This is a genomic window from Pseudomonas sp. R2-7-07 (assembly GCF_003852355.1).
Classification (GTDB): Bacteria; Pseudomonadota; Gammaproteobacteria; order Pseudomonadales; family Pseudomonadaceae; genus Aquipseudomonas.
Genome location: NZ_CP027759.1, coordinates 1,709,917 through 1,727,494 on the forward strand (window position 1 = coordinate 1,709,917; position 17,578 = coordinate 1,727,494).

Genomic DNA, 17,578 nt, shown 5'->3' on the forward strand with positions numbered 1-17,578 from the left:
CACCTTCCCCGCAGATCACCCCTGCAAGTCCAGCCAAGGCTCCTGCTTCGTGCACAAAGCGGAGCGAGCCTAGCACTGTTTATTCATACAGCAAAGGTCTTGCTTTTTATGTCTACACCTATCATCCCTTGGATGGGCGGCAAACGCCGCCTGGCCGACCGCCTTATCCCGCTTTTCCCGCCACACGAATGCTATGTTGAAGTCTTTGCCGGCGGCGCCGCGCTCTACTTCATGCGTCCCCAGGCAGCGCCTGTTGAAGTTCTTAACGACATCAACGGCGACCTGGTGACGCTGTACCGCGTCGTGCAGAACCACCTGGAAGAATTCGTCCGCCAGTTCAAATGGGCGCTCAGTTCTCGCCAGGTGTTTGAGTGGCAGAAGATGACCCGCCCTGAAACCCTCACCGACATCCAGCGCGCCGCTCGGTTCTTCTACCTGCAGCACCATGCCTTTGCCGGCAAAATGACGGGGCAGACGTTCGGCACTGCAACGACCGGCCCGGCCATCAACTTGCTGCGGATCGAGGAAAACCTGTCTGCAGCGTGGCAGCGTTTGTCCGGCACTTATGTTGAAAACCTGGGCTGGCTTGAATGTGCTGAGCGCTACGACCGTGCCCATACGTTCCACTACATGGATCCGCCTTACTGGCAGACGGCCGGCTATGGCGTGGATTTTCCGTTTGAGAATTACGAACGCATGGCTGACTTCATGCGGTGCTGCAAGGGGAAGGTTATGGTTAGCATCAACGATCATCCGGACATCCGGCGAGTGTTCGAAGGGTTCATTTTGAGGCTGTCAACATAAAGTACAGTTCGACCAACCAAAGGAAAGGGAAGGCGGAGTGCAGCGTGGAGCTGGTTTTTATGAACTGGGAACCCTCTGCTCTGGAAACTCTATTTTAGGTGGCGTTATGCCATCCGCACCCCGCTAATCAATCGCAAACTGAGTTACGGGAAATGCTTCTTCGAGTCGCGCAGGCCTTTCGTGTGCCAGATATCCCCTGCTTCTGGGTAGCTCTCGTTGTGAGAAAAAGCCCGACCAAACCTTGACATAGGATTTGCAGTGACGTCAGGGCGGGGGGCGGTTAATATTCTGGTATTCGTGGGCCCTCGCCTAGGTGGGACGGCTCTTGGTTATTTTGTGATAAATATTTGATTTTATCGCTAATTTAGTTTGTGTGAGGCGAAAATGGGTCAAGTAGAAATTGAATTCATCTCGTTAGATAAGCTTTTCCTTGACCCCCTTAACCCAAGGTTGGGCCGAAATGTAGCGACAGCTAATGTAAAGCAGGAAGTTATTCTAGATGTTATGAATGACTGGACTTTAGATGAACTGGCTATCTCTTTCATAGAAAGCGGTTTCTGGCCTCAAGAGGCATTGCTGGTAGTTGAAGAGCCGATCTATGGAACTCCTGGGTTAGTTGTTCTGGAGGGTAACAGGCGTTTAGCTGCTTTAAAGAAATTAAAGCAGGCAGTTGACGGTCAGGCTAAAGAAAAGAAGTGGAAGGAGATAGCAGCGTCTGCAGATAAGTTGGCTCCTGATTTTTTTGATCGTATACCATTTATTCGGGTGGCTGACAGGAAAGACGTTTCGGCGTTTCTAGGGTTTCGACATGTTACTGGAATAAAAGAGTGGGATCCGGCAGAAAAAGCACAATTTATTGCGTATCTGATTGAAAGAGAAAACCTTTCTTATGAAGAGGTAATGCGAAAGATTGGTAGTAAGACTCCGACAGTCAGAAGCCATTATATTGCGTATAAGTTGCTTTTGCAGTTAGAGGATACTGAAGGCGTCGCGATCGAGAAGATTGAAGATAAATTTAGTGTTTTATATCTCTCTCTTCGTACGGCAGGCGTACAAAAGTATCTCGGTATAGACATTAAAGCTTCTCCAGATGTGGCTAGAGTTCCAGTTGCCCAAGATGATGAGCAAAAGCTATACAATTATGCTAAATGGATGTTTGGTGATGAGAAAAACCCACCACTCTTTTCAGATTCACGGAATATTGATAAATTTGGCAAGGTTCTTTTAAGTGCCGAAGCGGTAAATTATTTAGAAAATAGTCAAAGTCCTAATTTTGATTTTGCTTTAAAGAAGGCGGGCGGAGACACGGATGAGATAATAACGCTGCTATCTCAGGCGGGCGACAATATTGAAATCTCGTTTAGTACTCTTCATATGCATCAAGATGATAAGGATGTATATTCTGTCGCGAAGCGTTTAGCTATGCATTTGGTTCAAATAACAAAAATATTTCCCGATCTTAAAAAATTGGTTGAGGAAAAAATGTAAATGTTAGTTTTACCAGATAAGGGAATAGCTAGTAGTGTAAAGGTTCATAATTGTGATGTTCTCGCTGTTGCTGACTGGCTTTTAGGTTCTTCGCTTTTTTGTGAAGAGGATGTGTCGCGATCAGATGTTTCTGATATATTGATTGAAAATCAGGTCTACTCTAATCAGGATTTTTGTCAAGAGTTTCTAACTTCTGTTTGGGGCGTTTTAGAATCGTTTGTGGGTGCTATAAACAGTCCGGTAGTTACTGTAGATTCGAGAGCTATTCGATTCGAGGCTAATTGGAAGGAGGATAGAGCGTTTGCTTATTGCTTGGCCGCCTCCTTGCGCGTTTTCTATGAAGGGTGGTCTAAAAATCACTGTGGGGATTATCTTGCTCAAGGCTTCATATTAGAAGAGTTGACTAAGTTGTCGCTCGCAAAACATCATCCTAATATTCGATTCAAGTCCACGGGGTGGAGTGGCGTTACAACGAATCAGAAGTTTGCCGATTTAGTTGGTCAGATTTGCCAGGATGCTAATTTTGCGGAACAGAACCTCGATCTTTGGGATACAGGTAACGTAAAAGATTTGGGGTTAGACGTCTATGGATATTTTCCGGGGCAGGGCAGGCGACCTAGCGCTCCTTTTATGATGTTTCAGTGCGCATCAGGCGCCAATTGGAAGGGGAAAAGGACCACGCCCGACCTTCAGGTTTGGAAGCATGTAATGAATATTTACTCCGTACCTATTCGGGGTATGGCTGTACCTTTTTTAATTGATGAAATGGAGTTTTCCCGAAGTCTGGTATTAATAGGTGGACCGCTGGTCGATAGGCCGCTTCTGCTTTCCGGTCTTAGCGGAAATGCTGATTTGCCACAAGACCTTCAGGATATGATTGATGGCTGGGTTGATGTTAAAGTTTCTAAGCTCGAGACATTATGAATAAGCGGTTTAAATTTATTGATTTGTTTGCCGGATTGGGTGGTTTTCATCTTGCAGCGGCGTCTCTTGGTGGTGAGTGTGTTTTCGCATCAGAGTTAAAGCCTTTGTTGAGAGAATTGTATCATTTAAATTACGGCGTAAAATCTGAAGGTGATATAAACTTAGTCGATCCTCGTTATATTCCAGAGCACGATTTACTATGTGCTGGATTTCCATGTCAGCCATTTTCTAAGGCTGGTGGGCAAAAGGGTTGGAAGGATAAAACGCGGGGAACGCTGTTTTTTGTAATAGCTCAAATTTTAGAGTTGAAGCGACCCAAGTATGTCATTTTAGAAAACGTTGCTAACTTTTTTAAGCATGATGAAGGTAATACTTACAGGCAGGTTATAAGTACTCTTAATGAATTAGGTTATGAGGTGACTTCTGCAAAGCTATCCCCGCACAACTTTGGTGTACCCCAGCATCGTGAGCGAATGTATATTGTAGCTTCGCTTGACGGGGTAGGAGAATTTGAGTGGCCATCGACTATTGCTGAAAAAACTCATATTGAAAGTGTTTTAGAGGATGAACCGACTGATGGGAAATATTTGCCTCATCATGTTCTCGATTGTTTGGCTGTGTGGCAGGATTTTATCTCTCGTATACCAGCGGAGGTTAGCATTCCATATTACCCATTATGGAGTATGGAGTTTGGTGCTACCTACCCAATTGATAGGCCAATTGACAAAGTTAAAACAAAAGAACTTTGGAAGTATAGAGGTAGTTTCGGTGTCAGTTTAGAAGGGATGAGTCGCGAAAAAATTTACGCTTCTCTTCCAAGCCATGCTTTAAGACCGATTGGTTTTCCAAAGTGGAAAATAAGTTTTATCGAAAGAAACCGTAATTTTTATGAGCTGCACAAAGAGTTTCTTGAAGATTGGCTGCCAAGTGTTCAGGGCTTTCATTCTTCTCTACAAAAGTTAGAGTGGAACTACAAGGACGGAGAACGTGACGTTTGGAAGCATCTCGTCCAGGTGCGCGCCTCTGGACTGCGCATCAAAAGACCTGATTTTTCTCCAGCATTAGTTGCCGCTTCTGACAGTCAGATTCCAATTGTAGCTTGGAAAAAGCGTTACTTGACAGTTAGGGAGTGTGCTCGGCTCCAAAGCATGGATGACATTTCTTTACCCAGCTCCATCTATGATGCCTATGAGGCATTAGGTAATGCGGTAAATGTTAAGCTGGTCAGTCTTATTTTGGAGAAGCTTGTAGGGGTTGGAGAGGAAGAGATTGAGTTTTTAGATGGTGATTCTATTAGCTCAAAGCATTCGCTCAAATCTTCTGCAATGTTAGAGCATATATCAGTAGCAGGACTATAGAGAATTGTAAATTTGTTACTAGTTTGATTTTAGTTAGGGTTGTGTTTTTGTCGCTGGTCATAGCTTGTTTTAAGATTGATACGGCTGCGTATAAATATGGCTTTCGGAGCAATGTTTATTAGGCTATTGCCTATTTAAACGGCCCAATACATTCTCGGACGGAGGGGAAGGTGAAGGGGGATTTTTAAGGCGCGCATCGGGCAAAAATGGGGCAAATCATACGCCAAGCTACGCCGTCCAATGCCCACTATGCAATGACGCAAACTGCCGTGGACGAACGTCACAGTCAGCGACTACGAGACTATCCCCTAAAATCCCGCACACACCCCTGCACAATTGGGGTGTGTTCGTTATTCAATTGACTTCACTTTGCTGACTCTCGGCTCGCTGAAAATTTGCATTTTAAGAACTGTTTGTCGTAATGTTTTAAAGGCACCCGGTAGGTGCCGGCCGTCCACAAAGGCAAAGCTCACGCTCTACCGTGATCGTAACAACGGCCCTGTATTGGGTTCTCGTAGTGGACACTAGGCCTGGCCCTGGAGGCTGATATGAAACACGCCCTTACTTACGCTGACGTCCGATGCGTCAAGCGTCTCGCCAAGCAGCTCAAAGCTACAGCCCCTGAACTATCACATGCTCAGCGTTTGGACAAAGCAGCAGTTGAGCTTTGCGGTGCTCGAAATTTTCACGAGCTGAATCGCTGGTTCGACCGACTTATCAATCAGCATGTCGCCACGCCCGATGGTCCAAACAGTGTAAGTCACTGTTTATTTTGTGATTACCGTTTTGCTGCCGACTATAAGCCCGATCAAAAATCGCACCGTGATGTCCACGAGCGCTTATTAGAGGCCGAGGATAAGCTTGGGTACCGACCTGGGACCTATACTGAGCGCGAGCGGATGAAGCAGGATGGATACGAGCAGATGCGCCGTGGGGAGAATGAGGCAGATCGAGTTGATGGTTTGCTTATGATCACTCGGAGTTGGTTCGACCGTTCGCTTCACAGCGCAGTCACGGACGGCTATTGGACCAAACACCCGACTTTTGACGCCTATGTGGCCATGATGATTCCCCACCTAGAAACCATGGATTCGATGATGGCTGCCATATTGGCAGCACGTTTTGGGAGAACACCGGGGATGATATCCAGGGGCCAAACCTACTGGTCTCCGCGCTGACTCTCGAATGCCGCATTTCGATTGGAGATCTGATCGCATCGTAGCGGATGACGCGATTGCACTGAAGCTAACAAAGCGGCTCGATAAGCGCTGTGAGCTTAGGGCAAATTTAGGGCATAACCTAGGCCGCTGTAGGCCGTTTCTGTCCTTGCAGCTTATCCATAACCCAATATAATTGCGGCCTAGAGCGGGTTGGGGGCGGGGCAGGTCGGGTTCGAATCCCTATCTCTCCGCCATAAATACCTAAGAAATCCCGCGAGTTAGACGCTCTGCGGGATTTTTTTTGCCCGCTAGATTGTGCATCAACTATCAAACGATGTGCGCCATTCAATGGACGTTCATGCTTGACCGTGGCTACCAGGGGACGGGGCATTTTTTTAGACGAGCGGTGCGCCACGATGCATCGTTGACTCGACAGCAGCCGCATTTCTGGATTGGCGAGCAGCTTGAAGAACGCATGAGCATTGCTGTTTGTGGCGTGCTGATGGATGCGCTGCTGTTGATGCCTGACGATTGACGTCTACGATTCACTCGGGTTGGTCCTTGCTCTATGGGTGTGTGTTCGCAACTATCACCGTAGATCAATACCAGCCTTATTTCCTTTTTTCGTAATCACATCAGCTAGTTAGCAGCTAAGTGAGTGCCATTCAAATAAGTCCCCTTTTTTACAAATACGTGAGCGACACAAAGTAATTGCCGTCGAGAGCGGCACCCTTTCTGTCGGCATGATTGCTTAAGCCCGCGCACTGGGGGACTCGGGATAGATATCAACCCCCCTTTTTCACCGGCATGGACCTGCCCTACTGAGTTTCGAGCGTTAAAAAATCAAAAACAGCATGACACAGGCTATATATAGCCTTGGAATATAAGGTAAAAAAAGCATGCAAAAAAAATATAAAAAACTGTCACTTATAACAGGTTACCTGAATTCTAACTTCTCCCATCATTAAACGCAGCGTCGTTGCGATTCTAACGGCGTTTACAACAATGCTTAATAAAAATTGAGGAGTACATGACATGGCACAAACACCAGTCATCCATGGAAATGGCGGTCTTGGATGTGGCCCAACCCCCCGGCTGTGGGGGACGGCAGAACCAAATCAATCGGTCAGAATTATTCAAGCCAATACTGGCGTGCAGTATGGACAAGGAGTGGCAGGCCCCGACGGGCAATGGGCTATCGACGTAGATCTCTCGAGTACTGACCAATGGGTTACAGTTCAGGCCCAGTCCTATGTAGTTAAATCTGATCTCAATACATACTCACCTTATAGTGCACCTATAACCTTACAGAAGTAACATTCAGCACTGAGTTATAAAAAAACGGCCAAGCAGACTTTGTGAAAACCTAGCAATCTGCGCGGCACTCAAAGAAGATGCTCCGTATCGAAAGATACGGAGCATTTTCGTTATGGCCTACATCCAAGGAGAGCCGCGCAGTCAGACCTGCCTGTTCCCGGTCTCGCTGGAAGAGTTGATCCCCGAGGATCACCTAGTTCGTGTAATCGATCTTTAGTAAGCGCGCCATAAAGCCCACATTCCAACTCGAAATCTAATGACTGATGCTGTGCTCCCGATGTTTTTCAGGAGCAAGCCGTCATGATGTGCCCCGTGTTTAATGGGCTGGTTTTTTCGGCGAACTTGCACTCTTCAGGTGATGCCTTGCGAATGCAGTTGTGAACCTCAACCAAGAGCTGAGATTCGTGGATATCTGCGGGATTCGCCACGAGGCGGACTCCACCCTGATTGAACGCCTACGCAACCAAGCGAGAGCAAAACTGCCGATTCTTGAGGTCTGAGCGAAGCTTTGGTACGAGCGATCCAGCTGCTTCTTTCTTCGAGTACTTCGTTCCTACCATTTGGCGGGCATAGATGATTGCGTTTTCAACGACAGTGTCCTTGTCCAAGTGGTTTAAACGCAGAACCGTTACGCGATCCGGAGAATCAAACAGTAGGTCAGGATGCGGCCATTCTCAATATTCAGCGCGCCTGCGAGGCTGCTCTGGACATGGGGCAGCACCTGATTCGTCGTGAGCGCCTGGGCGTTCCCCAGGGCGCTCGTGATGTGTTCGAATTGCTGGCACAGGGCGGATGGGTGAATCCTTCTTTATTGACCAACCTGAAAAATATGGTCGGTTTCCGCAACATCGCAGTACATGAGTATCAGACGCTTCAGTTGCCGATCACGGTTGCCATCATTACTAAACACCTGGGCGATTTTCTGGCATTCAGTTCACATGTTTTAACCAAGGATTCGGGCCAGCCGCCCGCTTCGAAAGACGCCCCGTAATGCGTTACCGCGTCCGTAGCTGGCAGCTAAACCTCAGTCACCAGATCGGGCGTGTAAGGCAATCGGCTCCGCTCGCCTACAGAGTGCGACGCCTGAAGCTTCGGTTTTTTACCCTTTGATTCTGCTGACGGCTTTTTATCGGTTTCCCGCACCGTTTCCCGTGGCCTCTTCTTCGCCTCGTCCGCAGTTACATATTCCCCTGTGACGGCATCTCGATATTTTGTTGGCATATAAGCTCCCTGAAAGTATGTCGCCACACCAGCGACCTTCTCAGGCTAGTCCAAGGAATTACGCACGCCCGTCTTGCGCTGGGAATTCTCATTACCAGGCTTTTCAATAAGCATGTTCAATAATCATCCACGCTCAAAATGAAAAAGCCTGCTGAACTCACGCTAAGCAGGCTTTTTCGCGGATTCAACCCAATCAGGCAGGCTGCGCCACCAGGCTATTACTCACCTTGCGCCCCAGCACCAATACCGTCGCAAAACCACATCCCACCAACACCGTCGCCAGGCTCAACAACACCGAGCTACCCATCTGATCGACAATCCGCCCACCAAAGAACGAGCCCAGGGCAATGATCACCTGAAACAGCGCGACAAACAGTGGCATGCCGCGCTCCACGTCCTTGGGCGCTACGACGAACATCCAGATGCTGGCGCAGGCAGGGAAAGCACCGAAGGCGAAGCCCCAGAGGGCGATCAGCATCGCGGCGCCGGTCATGCCGGTGGCGAAGTAGGGGAACAGCGCGGTGCTGGTGCCGATCATCAGCGCGACCAGCAGCAGGGTGTTGCGTACGCTGCGGTTGGCGGCGAAGCCGGCGAACACGTTACCCATCACGCCCGCCACGCCATACAGCAGTAACAGTGAGCCAATTGTCGGGCCGTCAAAGCCTGAACTGTTTTTGAAAAACGGCGCGACATAGGTGTACGCGGCAAAGTGTGCCAAGCCGATCAGCAGTACGGCGATCAACCCGACCCGAGCTTGTGGGTTGATGAACAAGGCCGGCAGGTCGCGGATCTGAATGGCTTTTTCCGGGGTAAGTCGGGGCAGCAGGAAAACCTGCGCCAGCAACACCGGAATGCCCACCAGTGCGGTGACCAGGAAGGTCATGCGCCAGCCCATCAGGCCGCTGAGCCAGGTGCCGACCGGCACGCCCAATACGGTGGCCAGGGTCACGCCCATCATGATGATCGAGGTGGCTTTCGCAACGCCTACGCCCTTGGGCGCCAGCCGCCCGCTGAGCGCAATGGCCGTGGCCCAGAAGCCGCCAATGCTGATGCCGAGCAGTACACGACCGAACAGCAACAGGTTGAAATCACTGGCGAAGGCCACCACCGAGTTGGCGATGATCATCACCAACGTCAGGCCGATCAGCAGATAGCGGCGGTCCATGGTGCCGATGCTGACCGACAGAAACGGCGCGGCAAGCGCGGCCATGATACCGGGCAGGGTCACCATCAGGCCGGCGTGACCGGCGCTGATGCCCAGGTCGCTTGCAACGTCGTTAAGCACGCCCACCGGCAGAAATTCGCTGGTCACCAAGGCGAAAGCGCCCACGGCGACCGAGAGAATCGCCAGCCACTGCTGTTTGACACTTTGTTGGTTATGTTCGGGAAGCCCGCTAGGGGCCTGGCTCGCGCTTGGCATGGGATTGGGTTCCAACAGGAATGTCGCCTGAAGCCAGGCGGGGGAGGGAATTCGGAAGGGATTATAGGAAGCAGTGTGGGCAATCGGGCAGGCGCTCGTTTCGATAGTAATCATCAGTGCCATCGATGTGACGAGGCGTGCACTTATTCAATCAGCGAGAAGAAATACTAAGAGCCTGCTGACCCGTTTTCAGCAGGCTGTTTTATCCAGTGTTGGACGTTAACTCTCATCTCCCTGCAACAACGCCGTGTAGTCTTGCCCGCCGTAAAATATCCCCACTATCGATACCGTTTCGCAGCCAGCCCTCACCCTGAAAGCAATGAGGGTGGTGCGACGATAATGGGTGACGCGCAAGCCTGTCAGCAGGTCGTCACGACGCAAGCCACGCAAGGGGAACAGGGCGAGGCTTTCACAGTAGCTGACGAGATTGTCGATAAAACGCGCAGCCACAGGCGGGGAGCCGACATCGCTGATGTAGTCTTCGAGGGCATCGAGTTGCGCCAGGGCTTCAGGCGAAAAGACTACCGAGTAGCTCACGCTTTCCCTGTGCCTTTGCGCTGACGTTTGACTGCCATGTGTTCGCGGACCTGTTCAGCGGATAGCCCGAGCTCAGGCTCAGCCTCAAGGGCGGTCGCTGCCGGAATGACTTCATCCCTCAGCCAGTCGTCCATGGCGCGGTCACGTGCCAGCAGCACGCGCAGTCCGTCGCGAATCACTTCACTTTCGCTGGCATATTCGCCGGCAGCCACCTTGGCCTTGACCAGGGCAGCCATTTCAAGGGGCAACGTGATGCTCATTTGCTGGGTTGAGCGCATTTGGATGTCCGCCAGAGGTGAGTAGGATTCAATCCTACTCGACCATTGACGCGATGCAAGAAGCAGCTGATCGATGCCGATATCCGGCGTCTCGTCGTCCATCCAGAAGTGATAGGTTTCCATGCGGTGTTGCCTCTCCCGTTGTGTAGGTCAGGCCGCAAGTATTGACCCGTTTTGGCGATTGCGTGGTCTGGGGACGCTGATAAGCTGCTGATATGTATGACTTCATATGTGTAACAGAGCTATCTCGGCCAGCTCCCCCCAGCACGCATGGCATCCCACCGGCTCCCATACGATAATGCCCGCCACCCCGACCACTTTGGCCTGCCTCCCGTGATCATCAACTTCGACCTCAATGACCTCCAAGCCTTCCGCGCCGTGGTAGACAAGGGCAGTTTTCGCGGCGCTGCCGAGGCCATCCGAATCTCCCAGCCGGCCCTCAGCCGGCGTATCGAAAAGCTGGAATCCGCGCTCGACGTCAAACTGTTTGAGCGCACCACGCGGCGGGTCAGCCTGACCATGGTCGGGCGGGCGTTCCTGCCCCAGGTCGAACGCATGCTCGACGATCTCGACATCGCCTTGATGGGCATCAGTAACGTCGCGTCCACGCGCATGGGCAACGTCACCATCGCCTGCGTGCCGTCCACCGCGTATTACTTCATGCCGCACGTCATCTCCGAATTCCACAAGCTGTATCCGAAAATTCGCCTGCGGGTGCTGGATGCCAGTGCCGGTGAAGTGTGCAATGCGGTGGAAAGTGGCGAGGCGGATTTTGGCGTGAGTTTCAGCGGCAGCCTGGCCGATGAAGTGGAGTTCGAGTTGTTGCTGCAGGAGCGCTATGTGCTGGCCTGTCGTCGTGACCATCCGTTGGCCGCGCGTGAGAGCGTGACGTGGATCGAAGCCTATGAGCATGACTACATCACGGTGGACAAAACCTCGGGCAACCGCTTCCTGCTGGACCAGGCCCTGCGCGGCGTGCGTGTGAAAAAGCCGAGTATCTGCGAGACCCACCACGTGACTACCATGATCGGGTTGGTGGAGGCGGGATTGGGCGTGGCGATGGTGCCGTCGATTGCGATGCCGGCGTGCGAACACCCGATCCTGGTGAGTGTGCCGCTGGTGGAACCGCAGGTGATGCGCAATGTGGGCTTGATCAAGCGCCGCGGGCGGACATTGCCGCCGGCGGCGCTGGAGTTGGAGCGGCTGGTGCGGGAGATGCCGTTTCGGTCAGCGTGACACCGAGTCCAGTCCGGTGGACTGCACCACCGGTTGGGCTTCGGGCGACGCCATGAACTGCAGCAGCGCCTTGGCCTCTTGCGGATGTTCGGCGTTTACCGGAATGCCCGCTGCAAAACGCGTAACGGACTGCACGTCTTCCGGGATCTTACCTACAAACGTCACGCCCTTGACCGGCAACAATTCCGCCACCTGCTGCAAGCCTACTTCGTAGTCACCCTTGGCCACCTGTTCGCCCACCGGCACCCGTTCGATCATAGTGCCCTTGGCGGGCATGCCGAGCTTTTTGAACAGCTCTTTCTCGACATACACACCGCTGGCGCTGTCCGAATACGCCACTGACTTGGCCTTGCTCAACACGGCCTTGAGTTCGGCATCGGTGCCGATCGATGGTTTGACCGCGCCTTCCTTGACCACCAAGCCAATCCGCGAATCCGCCAGTTCCACGCGGGAGGCGGGGTCGACCTTGCCTTGTTTGATCAGCTCATCCAGGGCGTAGCCGACCATGATCACCACATCGGCGTGTTCGCCACGGGCCAGGCGGTTGGGAATCGCTTCCGGCGCCTTGCCCATGGACGGGCCGAGGATAGTGTCGAGGGTGTCGCCGCTGTGCTTGGCATATTGCGGGCCGAGCAATTTATACGCGGCAGTGAAGCCACCGGAGGTCATCACCTTGAGTTCCTCAGCCTGGGCTGACAGCGCCAGGGCGCCGAGGACCAAGGCCGTGAGGGTTTTGAACAGCGGCTTCATTGTGCGGCCCCCTGCATGACCTGGCCACGGGCATTGGCGCGGCGATACAGCGCCAGGGTAGAACACAGGGCACACAGCGCAGCGAATATCATCCAGTAAGCCGGCGACGCTTTATCTCCGGTGATGTGAATGAACCAGGTGGAGATCGCGGGCGTGAAGCCACCGAACACCGCAGTTGCCAGGCTGTAGGCCAGGGAGAAGCCTGCGACGCGCACTTCTACCGGCATGATTTCAGTCAGCGCCGGGATCATCGCGCCGTTGTACATGCCGTAGAGGAAGGAGAACCACAACAGGGTCTCCAACATATGCGCAAAGCTTGGCGCGTTGACTACGTAGGACAACGCAGGATAAGCCGTAAGAACGGTCAGCACCGTCATGGCCACCAGCACCGGCTTGCGGCCGAAGCGGTCGCTCAGGGTGCCGCCGATCGGCAGCCAGACAAAGTTCGACACCGCTACCAGCAACGTCACCAGCAGCGCGTCGGAGGTGCTCAGTTGCAGCACGGTCTTGCCGAAGGTCGGTGCGTACACGGTGATCAGGTAGAACGCGGTGGTGGTCATGGCCACCATCAGCATGCCGCCAATCACCACGGTCCAGTTTTTCACCAGGGTGGCCATCACTTCACGCATGGTCGGGCGGTGCTTGCGGTTGGCGAACTCTTCGGTTTCCTGCAGGTTGCGCCGCAGCACGAAGATAAACGGAATGATCACGCAACCGACGGCGAACGGAATGCGCCAGCCCCAGTCGGCGACGACGGCCGGCTCCATCCATACGTTCAAGCCATAGCCCAGTGCGGCCGCAACCACAATCGAGATCTGCTGGCTGCCCGACTGCCAGCTGGTATAGAAGCCCTTGCGGCCCGGGGTGGCCATCTCGGACAGGTACACCGATACACCGCCCAATTCCGCACCGGCCGAGAAGCCCTGCAGCAAACGCCCCAGCAGCACCAGCAACGGTGCCCACAGGCCAATGGTTTGATAACCGGGCACAAGCACGATCAACAGCGTGCCGCTGGCCATGATCGACAGGGTCACGATCAAGCCTTTGCGCCGACCCACGTCATCGATATAGGCACCCAGGATGATCGCGCCCAACGGCCGCATCAGGAAGCCCGCACCGAACACGGCGAAGGTCATCATTAATGATGCAAATTCATTGGCGGCGGGGAAGAAGGCAGCGGCGATGTAGGTGGCGTAGAAGCCGAACAGAAAGAAATCGAACTGTTCGAGAAAGTTGCCCGATGTAACGCGCAGTACGGCGCCTACTTTCGAGGAAGCAGCCGCAGGCCGGGAAGGGCTAGTCATGGTTTGTGTCTCCAGCGTTCTTTTTAAAGTGCTTGTTTCGCTTAAGACTTGGGATAGTGGCTGACACATTTAGAAATGATAAGTGACAAATTTGGATAGATTGATGCGTCTTGGCTATCAATCGAAAGAGCCGTCGGAATTGTCGGTCCTGTTCTACGCTTGAAGCTGGGTTCAATGCTTACGAATGGGAGGTGGCTATGGATGACGAACACAAACAGCACAATGAGCCGGAGCGAGAACAGCCTCGGCAACGACCTGAGGAAGAAAAACCGCAAACCTGGAAGCATCCCGACGATGGGACTGAGCTTTCAGAGCGGGATCAGGAATTCCCTTTGAAACCTTGATGTCAGGGACGACGCGAGCCAACTGTGGAAACCCGATGCGTCGACCGACATAGACGCCGCCCCATTGCCTTTCTAAACTGCGGCTTGTCTTGGGGAAGGGGCAGGCGCCGATGAATCGCAATGAATTACGCAAGGCCGATATCAACCTGATGGTGGTCTTCGAAGCGCTGATGCTCGAGCGCAACGTGACCCGGGTGGCGGAGAAGCTGTTTCTCGGCCAGCCGACCATCAGCTCGGCCCTCAATCGTCTGCGCACTTTGTTCAATGACCCGTTGTTCATTCGCGTCGGCCACCGCATGGAGCCCACCGCACGCGCCGAGGAAATCATCCAGCACTTGTCGCCGGCCTTGGATTCGCTGTCGTCGGCCCTGAGCCTGACCCATGATTTCGACCCGTCCATCAGCACCATGACCTTTCGTATCGGCCTGTCCGATGACGTTGAATTCGGCCTGCTGCCGCCGTTGCTGCGGGCTCTGCGTCAGGAGGCGCCGCAGGTGGTGTTCGTGGTACAGCATGTGGATTACTGGCGCATTCCCGACCTGCTGGCCTCCGGCGATATCACCGTCGGCATCACCCAGACCCGCGGCCTGCCGGCGAATGCCAAGCGTAAACTGTTGCGGCATATCCGGCCTTGCCTGTTGCGCGCCGATGCGTCCGACACACCGCTGACCCTCGACGAATATTGCGCACGGCCCCATGTGCTGGTGTCCCACACCGCCAATGTGGCCGGGTTTGCCGATGAATGGCTGGCGGAGATCGGCCGCAAGCGGCACGTGGTACTGTCGGTGCCGCAATACAGCTCGCTACCGGCGCTGCTCGCTGGCACCGATATGATCGCCAGCCTGCCGGACTACACGGCCCAGGCCATGGCCGCCGGCGGGAACCTGTTCTGCGAGGCGTTTCCATTTGAAACGCCGACCCTGGACTTGTCGATGGTCTGGCTCAGCCACGTCGACACCGACCCGGCAGAACGCTGGATGCGCTCGCGGCTGGAGGCGTTCATGAGTGATCGAGGGCTCGGCGTCCAAGTCTGATTCACCGTTTCGCAAAGAAGCCGCAGGGAGTGACAAGCTGCAAGCGCCAAGCTGACAGCCACCCCGGCATCGCTTGCCGCTTTAACTTGCCGCTTGCAGCTGCTCCTCACACACCTTCACCACTTGCTCGCGAAACCAGGTATTGGCGTTGTCCTGTTCGCTGGTTTCATTCCACTGCATATCCAGGGTGAAGCCCGGCAGACCATTCGGCGCTTCGCAAAACCCGTACGCCGCAGTCGACGCCAGCAGCTTTTGCACGCGGCGGGGCAGGGTCACGATGAAGTCGGTGCCGCTGATCATCTTCAACGCCGCGCTGTAGCTGTTGGCCCGCGCGATCACCTGGCGTTTGTGGGCCTGGCGCGCCAGCCAGCCGTCGATCATGTTGGTGTCGGACGTCCAGGGCGTGGGAAACACGTGGCGCCGCTCGACGAAGGCCTGCAGGCCGAATGCCGGTTCCCGGGGCGCCGCGCGTTTATCGAAGACGCATACCAGGTCATCTTCGAGCAGCATTTGGGTCTTGAAGTCTTTATGGGCACGGTGAAAATTCGGGCCGAAGCAGATCACCACGTCGAGGCGGCCTTCGCGCAAGTCATCGGCGGGAATCTCGGCTTCCAGCTTGCGCACGTTGACGATCACCGGCAGGTCGGCGCGGTCGAAGTTTTTCAGCAGGCGCGGCAGGATCAGCTGTTCGAAGTATTCCGGGGCGCACACATTGAAGGTCACGGCCTCGCGGGTCGGGTCGAAGGCCTGGCCACCGGCGTGACACAGGTTGATGCTTTCGAGGATTTTCTGCACATGGCCGTACATCGTGGTGGCCTTGTACGTCGGACGCATGCCCGCGCGGGTGTTGATAAACAGCTCGTCTTCGAAACTGGTGCGCAGTTTCTTCAGGCTGTAGCTCACGGTGGATTGGCTGACGAACAGCGTTTCGGACACGTCGGTAACGCTGCTCTGGTCGTAGACAGCGATAAACACCATCAAGTCCTGCATATCGAGCTTTCTGAGCAAGTTACTGTTTAGCATCGGTTCCGTCCGTAAAACCCTTTGTACCGAACTCAGTACAAGACTGCTTAAAATGTTAACGGAACGCTCGTGCCAATAGAAAGCTCTGTAGGACTCTTCTATGTTTTGAGTGGGACAAAAAGTGTTTACAACACGACCTCAGCGGATATGCCGCGCGTAATGTGCGGGATTGAAGCGAGTGACCATCAGCAGCATCACCACCACCACGGCCGCCAATGACCACCAGGCCCATTCGAAGCTGCCCAATTGGTCACGGATCATCCCGGCGATCAGCGGCGAGAGGCCGGCGATCAGGTAGCCGATGCCCTGCACGAACGCGGTCAGGCCACCGGCACGGCGCGGGTTGTCGAGGTGGTCGAGGGACAGGATCAGGCTCATCGGAAACAGGCCGCCGATCCCCAGGCCGAGCAGGCACGGCCACACCAGGCTCAGGTGCTGCGGGCTGAGGATCAGGCCGCAGAAGCCGATGATGATCAGCACCAGCAAGACCGCGACCACGCCGCGTTTATCCCGGCGGCGATTGGCGATGGCGGGAGTCGCCAGGCCGGAGACGACCTCCATGGCGGTCAGCAAACCCAGCAGCAAACCGGCCTGCTGTTCGCTCCAGCCTTGCTCGACGTAATACGGCGCCAGCCACGCCAGCACACAGGTGTAGCACGCCGTGCCAAGGCCGAAAAACAGCGCCAGCAGCCAGGCCCGGCGATTGCCGAAAAACCACGCCTGCGGGCCGCTGTCGACCTGCGGCAAGGGCGGCAACGCCGAGCGCTGGGCGTACCAGAACACCAGCCCCAGCAGCGCCAGCCCCGCCCATATCGCCAGGCCCATGCGCCAACTGCCGGTGTGCACTTGCACAAAGGGCGCAAACGAGGCGGCCAGTGCCGCGCCGCCCATGATCGCGGTGACATATAGGCCCATGAACAACGAAACGTCAGCGTTGAAGCGCGACTTGATCAGCGCCGGCATCAATGCCTGGATCAGCGCGATCCCGATGCCTGCGGCAATGGCGCTGACAATCAGCTCCAGCGCTGAATCCAGCCACAGCCGCGACACTGTCGCCACGCCGATCACCAGCAGCGACACCACGATGCTGCGGTGTTCGCCAAAGCGCCTGGCCAGGCCCATGCCAAAGAACATCGCCAGGCCCATGCCCATCACCGGCAACATGGTCAGCAAGGCCGCGCTGCTGAAATTCAGCGGCACCTCAGCGCGAATCGACGACAACAAAGGCCCCACGGCCGCCATCGACGGGCGCAGGTTGAGGGCGACCAGCACCACACTGATCATCAGCCACACGGCGGTGGTGGGTTTTGCCTGAACGTTTTCCATGGGCCTGCCTTGAATGAACCAGGGCGAATCAGGCCACGGGTGGGCGAGGGCAGG

Annotated in this window: 16 protein-coding genes and 1 pseudogene; 10 read left to right on the forward strand and 7 right to left on the reverse strand. The window is 54.3% G+C overall.

Going from position 1 to position 17,578, the window contains the following annotated elements; all coding sequences use genetic code 11:
* Positions 1–108: 108 nt before the first annotated feature.
* The 7 genes and pseudogenes from C4J86_RS07785 (at position 109) to C4J86_RS07810 (ending at position 8,042) form a co-directional block, all read left to right on the forward strand.
* Positions 109–902: pseudogene (locus C4J86_RS07785) on the forward strand (DNA adenine methylase).
* Positions 903–1,188: 286 nt separating this feature from the next.
* Positions 1,189–2,292, forward strand: coding sequence for a hypothetical protein (locus C4J86_RS07790; RefSeq protein WP_124369993.1), 1,104 nt, complete (start codon positions 1,189–1,191; stop codon positions 2,290–2,292).
* The gene (locus tag C4J86_RS07795; RefSeq protein WP_124369994.1) at positions 2,293–3,216 is read left to right on the forward strand and encodes a hypothetical protein; all 924 of its coding nucleotides are present in this window, start codon (positions 2,293–2,295) and stop codon (positions 3,214–3,216) included.
* Entirely contained in the window at positions 3,213–4,574 is a 1,362-nt protein-coding gene (gene dcm / locus C4J86_RS07800) for a DNA (cytosine-5-)-methyltransferase (protein WP_124369995.1), read from the forward strand. The genes C4J86_RS07795 and dcm overlap by 4 nt, the downstream gene beginning before the upstream one ends.
* Positions 4,575–5,122: 548 nt before the next feature.
* A complete protein-coding gene (locus tag C4J86_RS07805) occupies positions 5,123–5,752 on the forward strand; it encodes a hypothetical protein (protein ID WP_124369996.1) in 630 nt (209 codons plus the stop codon).
* 340 nt (positions 5,753–6,092) lie between these two features.
* Positions 6,093–6,269, forward strand: a complete 177-nt coding sequence (locus C4J86_RS26810; RefSeq protein WP_164487518.1) for a hypothetical protein — start codon at positions 6,093–6,095, stop codon at positions 6,267–6,269.
* A 1,359-nt stretch (positions 6,270–7,628) separates the two neighbouring features.
* Positions 7,629–8,042, forward strand: a complete 414-nt coding sequence (locus tag C4J86_RS07810) for a DUF86 domain-containing protein (RefSeq protein WP_256681396.1) — start codon at positions 7,629–7,631, stop codon at positions 8,040–8,042.
* Positions 8,043–8,465: 423 nt separating this feature from the next.
* Here the strand turns inward: C4J86_RS07810 and C4J86_RS07820 are convergent, their stop codons facing one another.
* From C4J86_RS07820 to C4J86_RS07830, 3 genes are all read right to left on the reverse strand, one after another.
* Positions 8,466–9,692: an MFS transporter gene (locus tag C4J86_RS07820; RefSeq protein ID WP_124366224.1), complete on the reverse strand. Its 1,227-nt coding sequence runs from the start codon at positions 9,690–9,692 to the stop codon at positions 8,466–8,468.
* 219 nt (positions 9,693–9,911) lie between these two features.
* Complete coding sequence (locus tag C4J86_RS07825; RefSeq protein ID WP_124369997.1) at positions 9,912–10,229, reverse strand: type II toxin-antitoxin system RelE/ParE family toxin; 318 nt, start codon at positions 10,227–10,229, stop codon at positions 9,912–9,914.
* The gene (locus C4J86_RS07830; protein WP_177412808.1) at positions 10,226–10,507 is read right to left on the reverse strand and encodes a type II toxin-antitoxin system ParD family antitoxin; all 282 of its coding nucleotides are present in this window, start codon (positions 10,505–10,507) and stop codon (positions 10,226–10,228) included. The genes C4J86_RS07825 and C4J86_RS07830 overlap by 4 nt, the downstream gene beginning before the upstream one ends.
* Before the next feature lie 333 nt (positions 10,508–10,840).
* Here C4J86_RS07830 and C4J86_RS07835 point away from each other — a divergent pair, with 333 nt between their 5' ends.
* Positions 10,841–11,743, forward strand: coding sequence for a LysR family transcriptional regulator (locus C4J86_RS07835; protein WP_124369998.1), 903 nt, complete (start codon positions 10,841–10,843; stop codon positions 11,741–11,743).
* Here C4J86_RS07835 and C4J86_RS07840 read toward each other — a convergent pair.
* Positions 11,735–12,493, reverse strand: a complete 759-nt coding sequence (locus C4J86_RS07840) for a substrate-binding domain-containing protein (RefSeq protein ID WP_124366227.1) — start codon at positions 12,491–12,493, stop codon at positions 11,735–11,737. The genes C4J86_RS07835 and C4J86_RS07840 overlap by 9 nt on opposite strands.
* Positions 12,490–13,797: an MFS transporter gene (locus C4J86_RS07845; protein WP_124369999.1), complete on the reverse strand. Its 1,308-nt coding sequence runs from the start codon at positions 13,795–13,797 to the stop codon at positions 12,490–12,492. Before C4J86_RS07845 ends, C4J86_RS07840 begins: the two co-directional genes overlap by 4 nt.
* Positions 13,798–13,994: 197 nt before the next feature.
* On the opposite strand from C4J86_RS07845, the gene C4J86_RS26815 reads away from it, so the two are divergent.
* Both C4J86_RS26815 and C4J86_RS07850 read left to right on the forward strand, forming a co-directional pair.
* On the forward strand, positions 13,995–14,141 hold the full coding sequence (locus tag C4J86_RS26815) for a hypothetical protein (protein WP_164487766.1): 147 nt from the start codon (positions 13,995–13,997) through the stop codon (positions 14,139–14,141).
* 110 nt (positions 14,142–14,251) lie between these two features.
* On the forward strand, positions 14,252–15,175 hold the full coding sequence (locus C4J86_RS07850; RefSeq protein ID WP_124361748.1) for a LysR substrate-binding domain-containing protein: 924 nt from the start codon (positions 14,252–14,254) through the stop codon (positions 15,173–15,175).
* A gap of 81 nt (positions 15,176–15,256) precedes the next feature.
* Here C4J86_RS07850 and C4J86_RS07855 read toward each other — a convergent pair whose 3' ends face one another.
* Together C4J86_RS07855 and C4J86_RS07860 are read right to left on the reverse strand one after the other, a co-directional pair.
* Positions 15,257–16,198, reverse strand: coding sequence for a LysR family transcriptional regulator (locus C4J86_RS07855; RefSeq protein WP_124370000.1), 942 nt, complete (start codon positions 16,196–16,198; stop codon positions 15,257–15,259).
* 138 nt (positions 16,199–16,336) lie between these two features.
* Positions 16,337–17,524 (reverse strand): cyanate transporter, encoded by a 1,188-nt coding sequence (locus C4J86_RS07860; RefSeq protein ID WP_124370001.1) that lies wholly within the window; start codon positions 17,522–17,524, stop codon positions 16,337–16,339.
* Positions 17,525–17,578 lie beyond the last annotated feature (54 nt).

Excerpts from the sequence above, each read along its gene's own strand:
- C4J86_RS07790 (WP_124369993.1), top strand. The coding sequence starts at position 1,189 with ATGGGTCAAGTAGAAATTGAATTCATCTCGTTAGATAAGCTTTTCCTT.
- C4J86_RS07840 (WP_124366227.1), bottom strand. The coding sequence starts at position 12,493 with ATGAAGCCGCTGTTCAAAACCCTCACGGCCTTGGTCCTCGGCGCCCTG.
- C4J86_RS07845 (WP_124369999.1), bottom strand. The coding sequence starts at position 13,797 with ATGACTAGCCCTTCCCGGCCTGCGGCTGCTTCCTCGAAAGTAGGCGCC.
- C4J86_RS07820 (WP_124366224.1), bottom strand. The coding sequence starts at position 9,692 with ATGCCAAGCGCGAGCCAGGCCCCTAGCGGGCTTCCCGAACATAACCAA.
- C4J86_RS26810 (WP_164487518.1), top strand. The coding sequence starts at position 6,093 with ATGCTTGACCGTGGCTACCAGGGGACGGGGCATTTTTTTAGACGAGCG.
- C4J86_RS07795 (WP_124369994.1), top strand. The coding sequence starts at position 2,293 with ATGTTAGTTTTACCAGATAAGGGAATAGCTAGTAGTGTAAAGGTTCAT.
- C4J86_RS07805 (WP_124369996.1), top strand. The coding sequence starts at position 5,123 with ATGAAACACGCCCTTACTTACGCTGACGTCCGATGCGTCAAGCGTCTC.
- C4J86_RS07830 (WP_177412808.1), bottom strand. The coding sequence starts at position 10,507 with ATGCGCTCAACCCAGCAAATGAGCATCACGTTGCCCCTTGAAATGGCT.
- C4J86_RS07855 (WP_124370000.1), bottom strand. The coding sequence starts at position 16,198 with ATGCTAAACAGTAACTTGCTCAGAAAGCTCGATATGCAGGACTTGATG.
- dcm (WP_124369995.1), top strand. The coding sequence starts at position 3,213 with ATGAATAAGCGGTTTAAATTTATTGATTTGTTTGCCGGATTGGGTGGT.
- C4J86_RS26815 (WP_164487766.1), top strand. The coding sequence starts at position 13,995 with ATGGATGACGAACACAAACAGCACAATGAGCCGGAGCGAGAACAGCCT.
- C4J86_RS07850 (WP_124361748.1), top strand. The coding sequence starts at position 14,252 with ATGAATCGCAATGAATTACGCAAGGCCGATATCAACCTGATGGTGGTC.
- C4J86_RS07860 (WP_124370001.1), bottom strand. The coding sequence starts at position 17,524 with ATGGAAAACGTTCAGGCAAAACCCACCACCGCCGTGTGGCTGATGATC.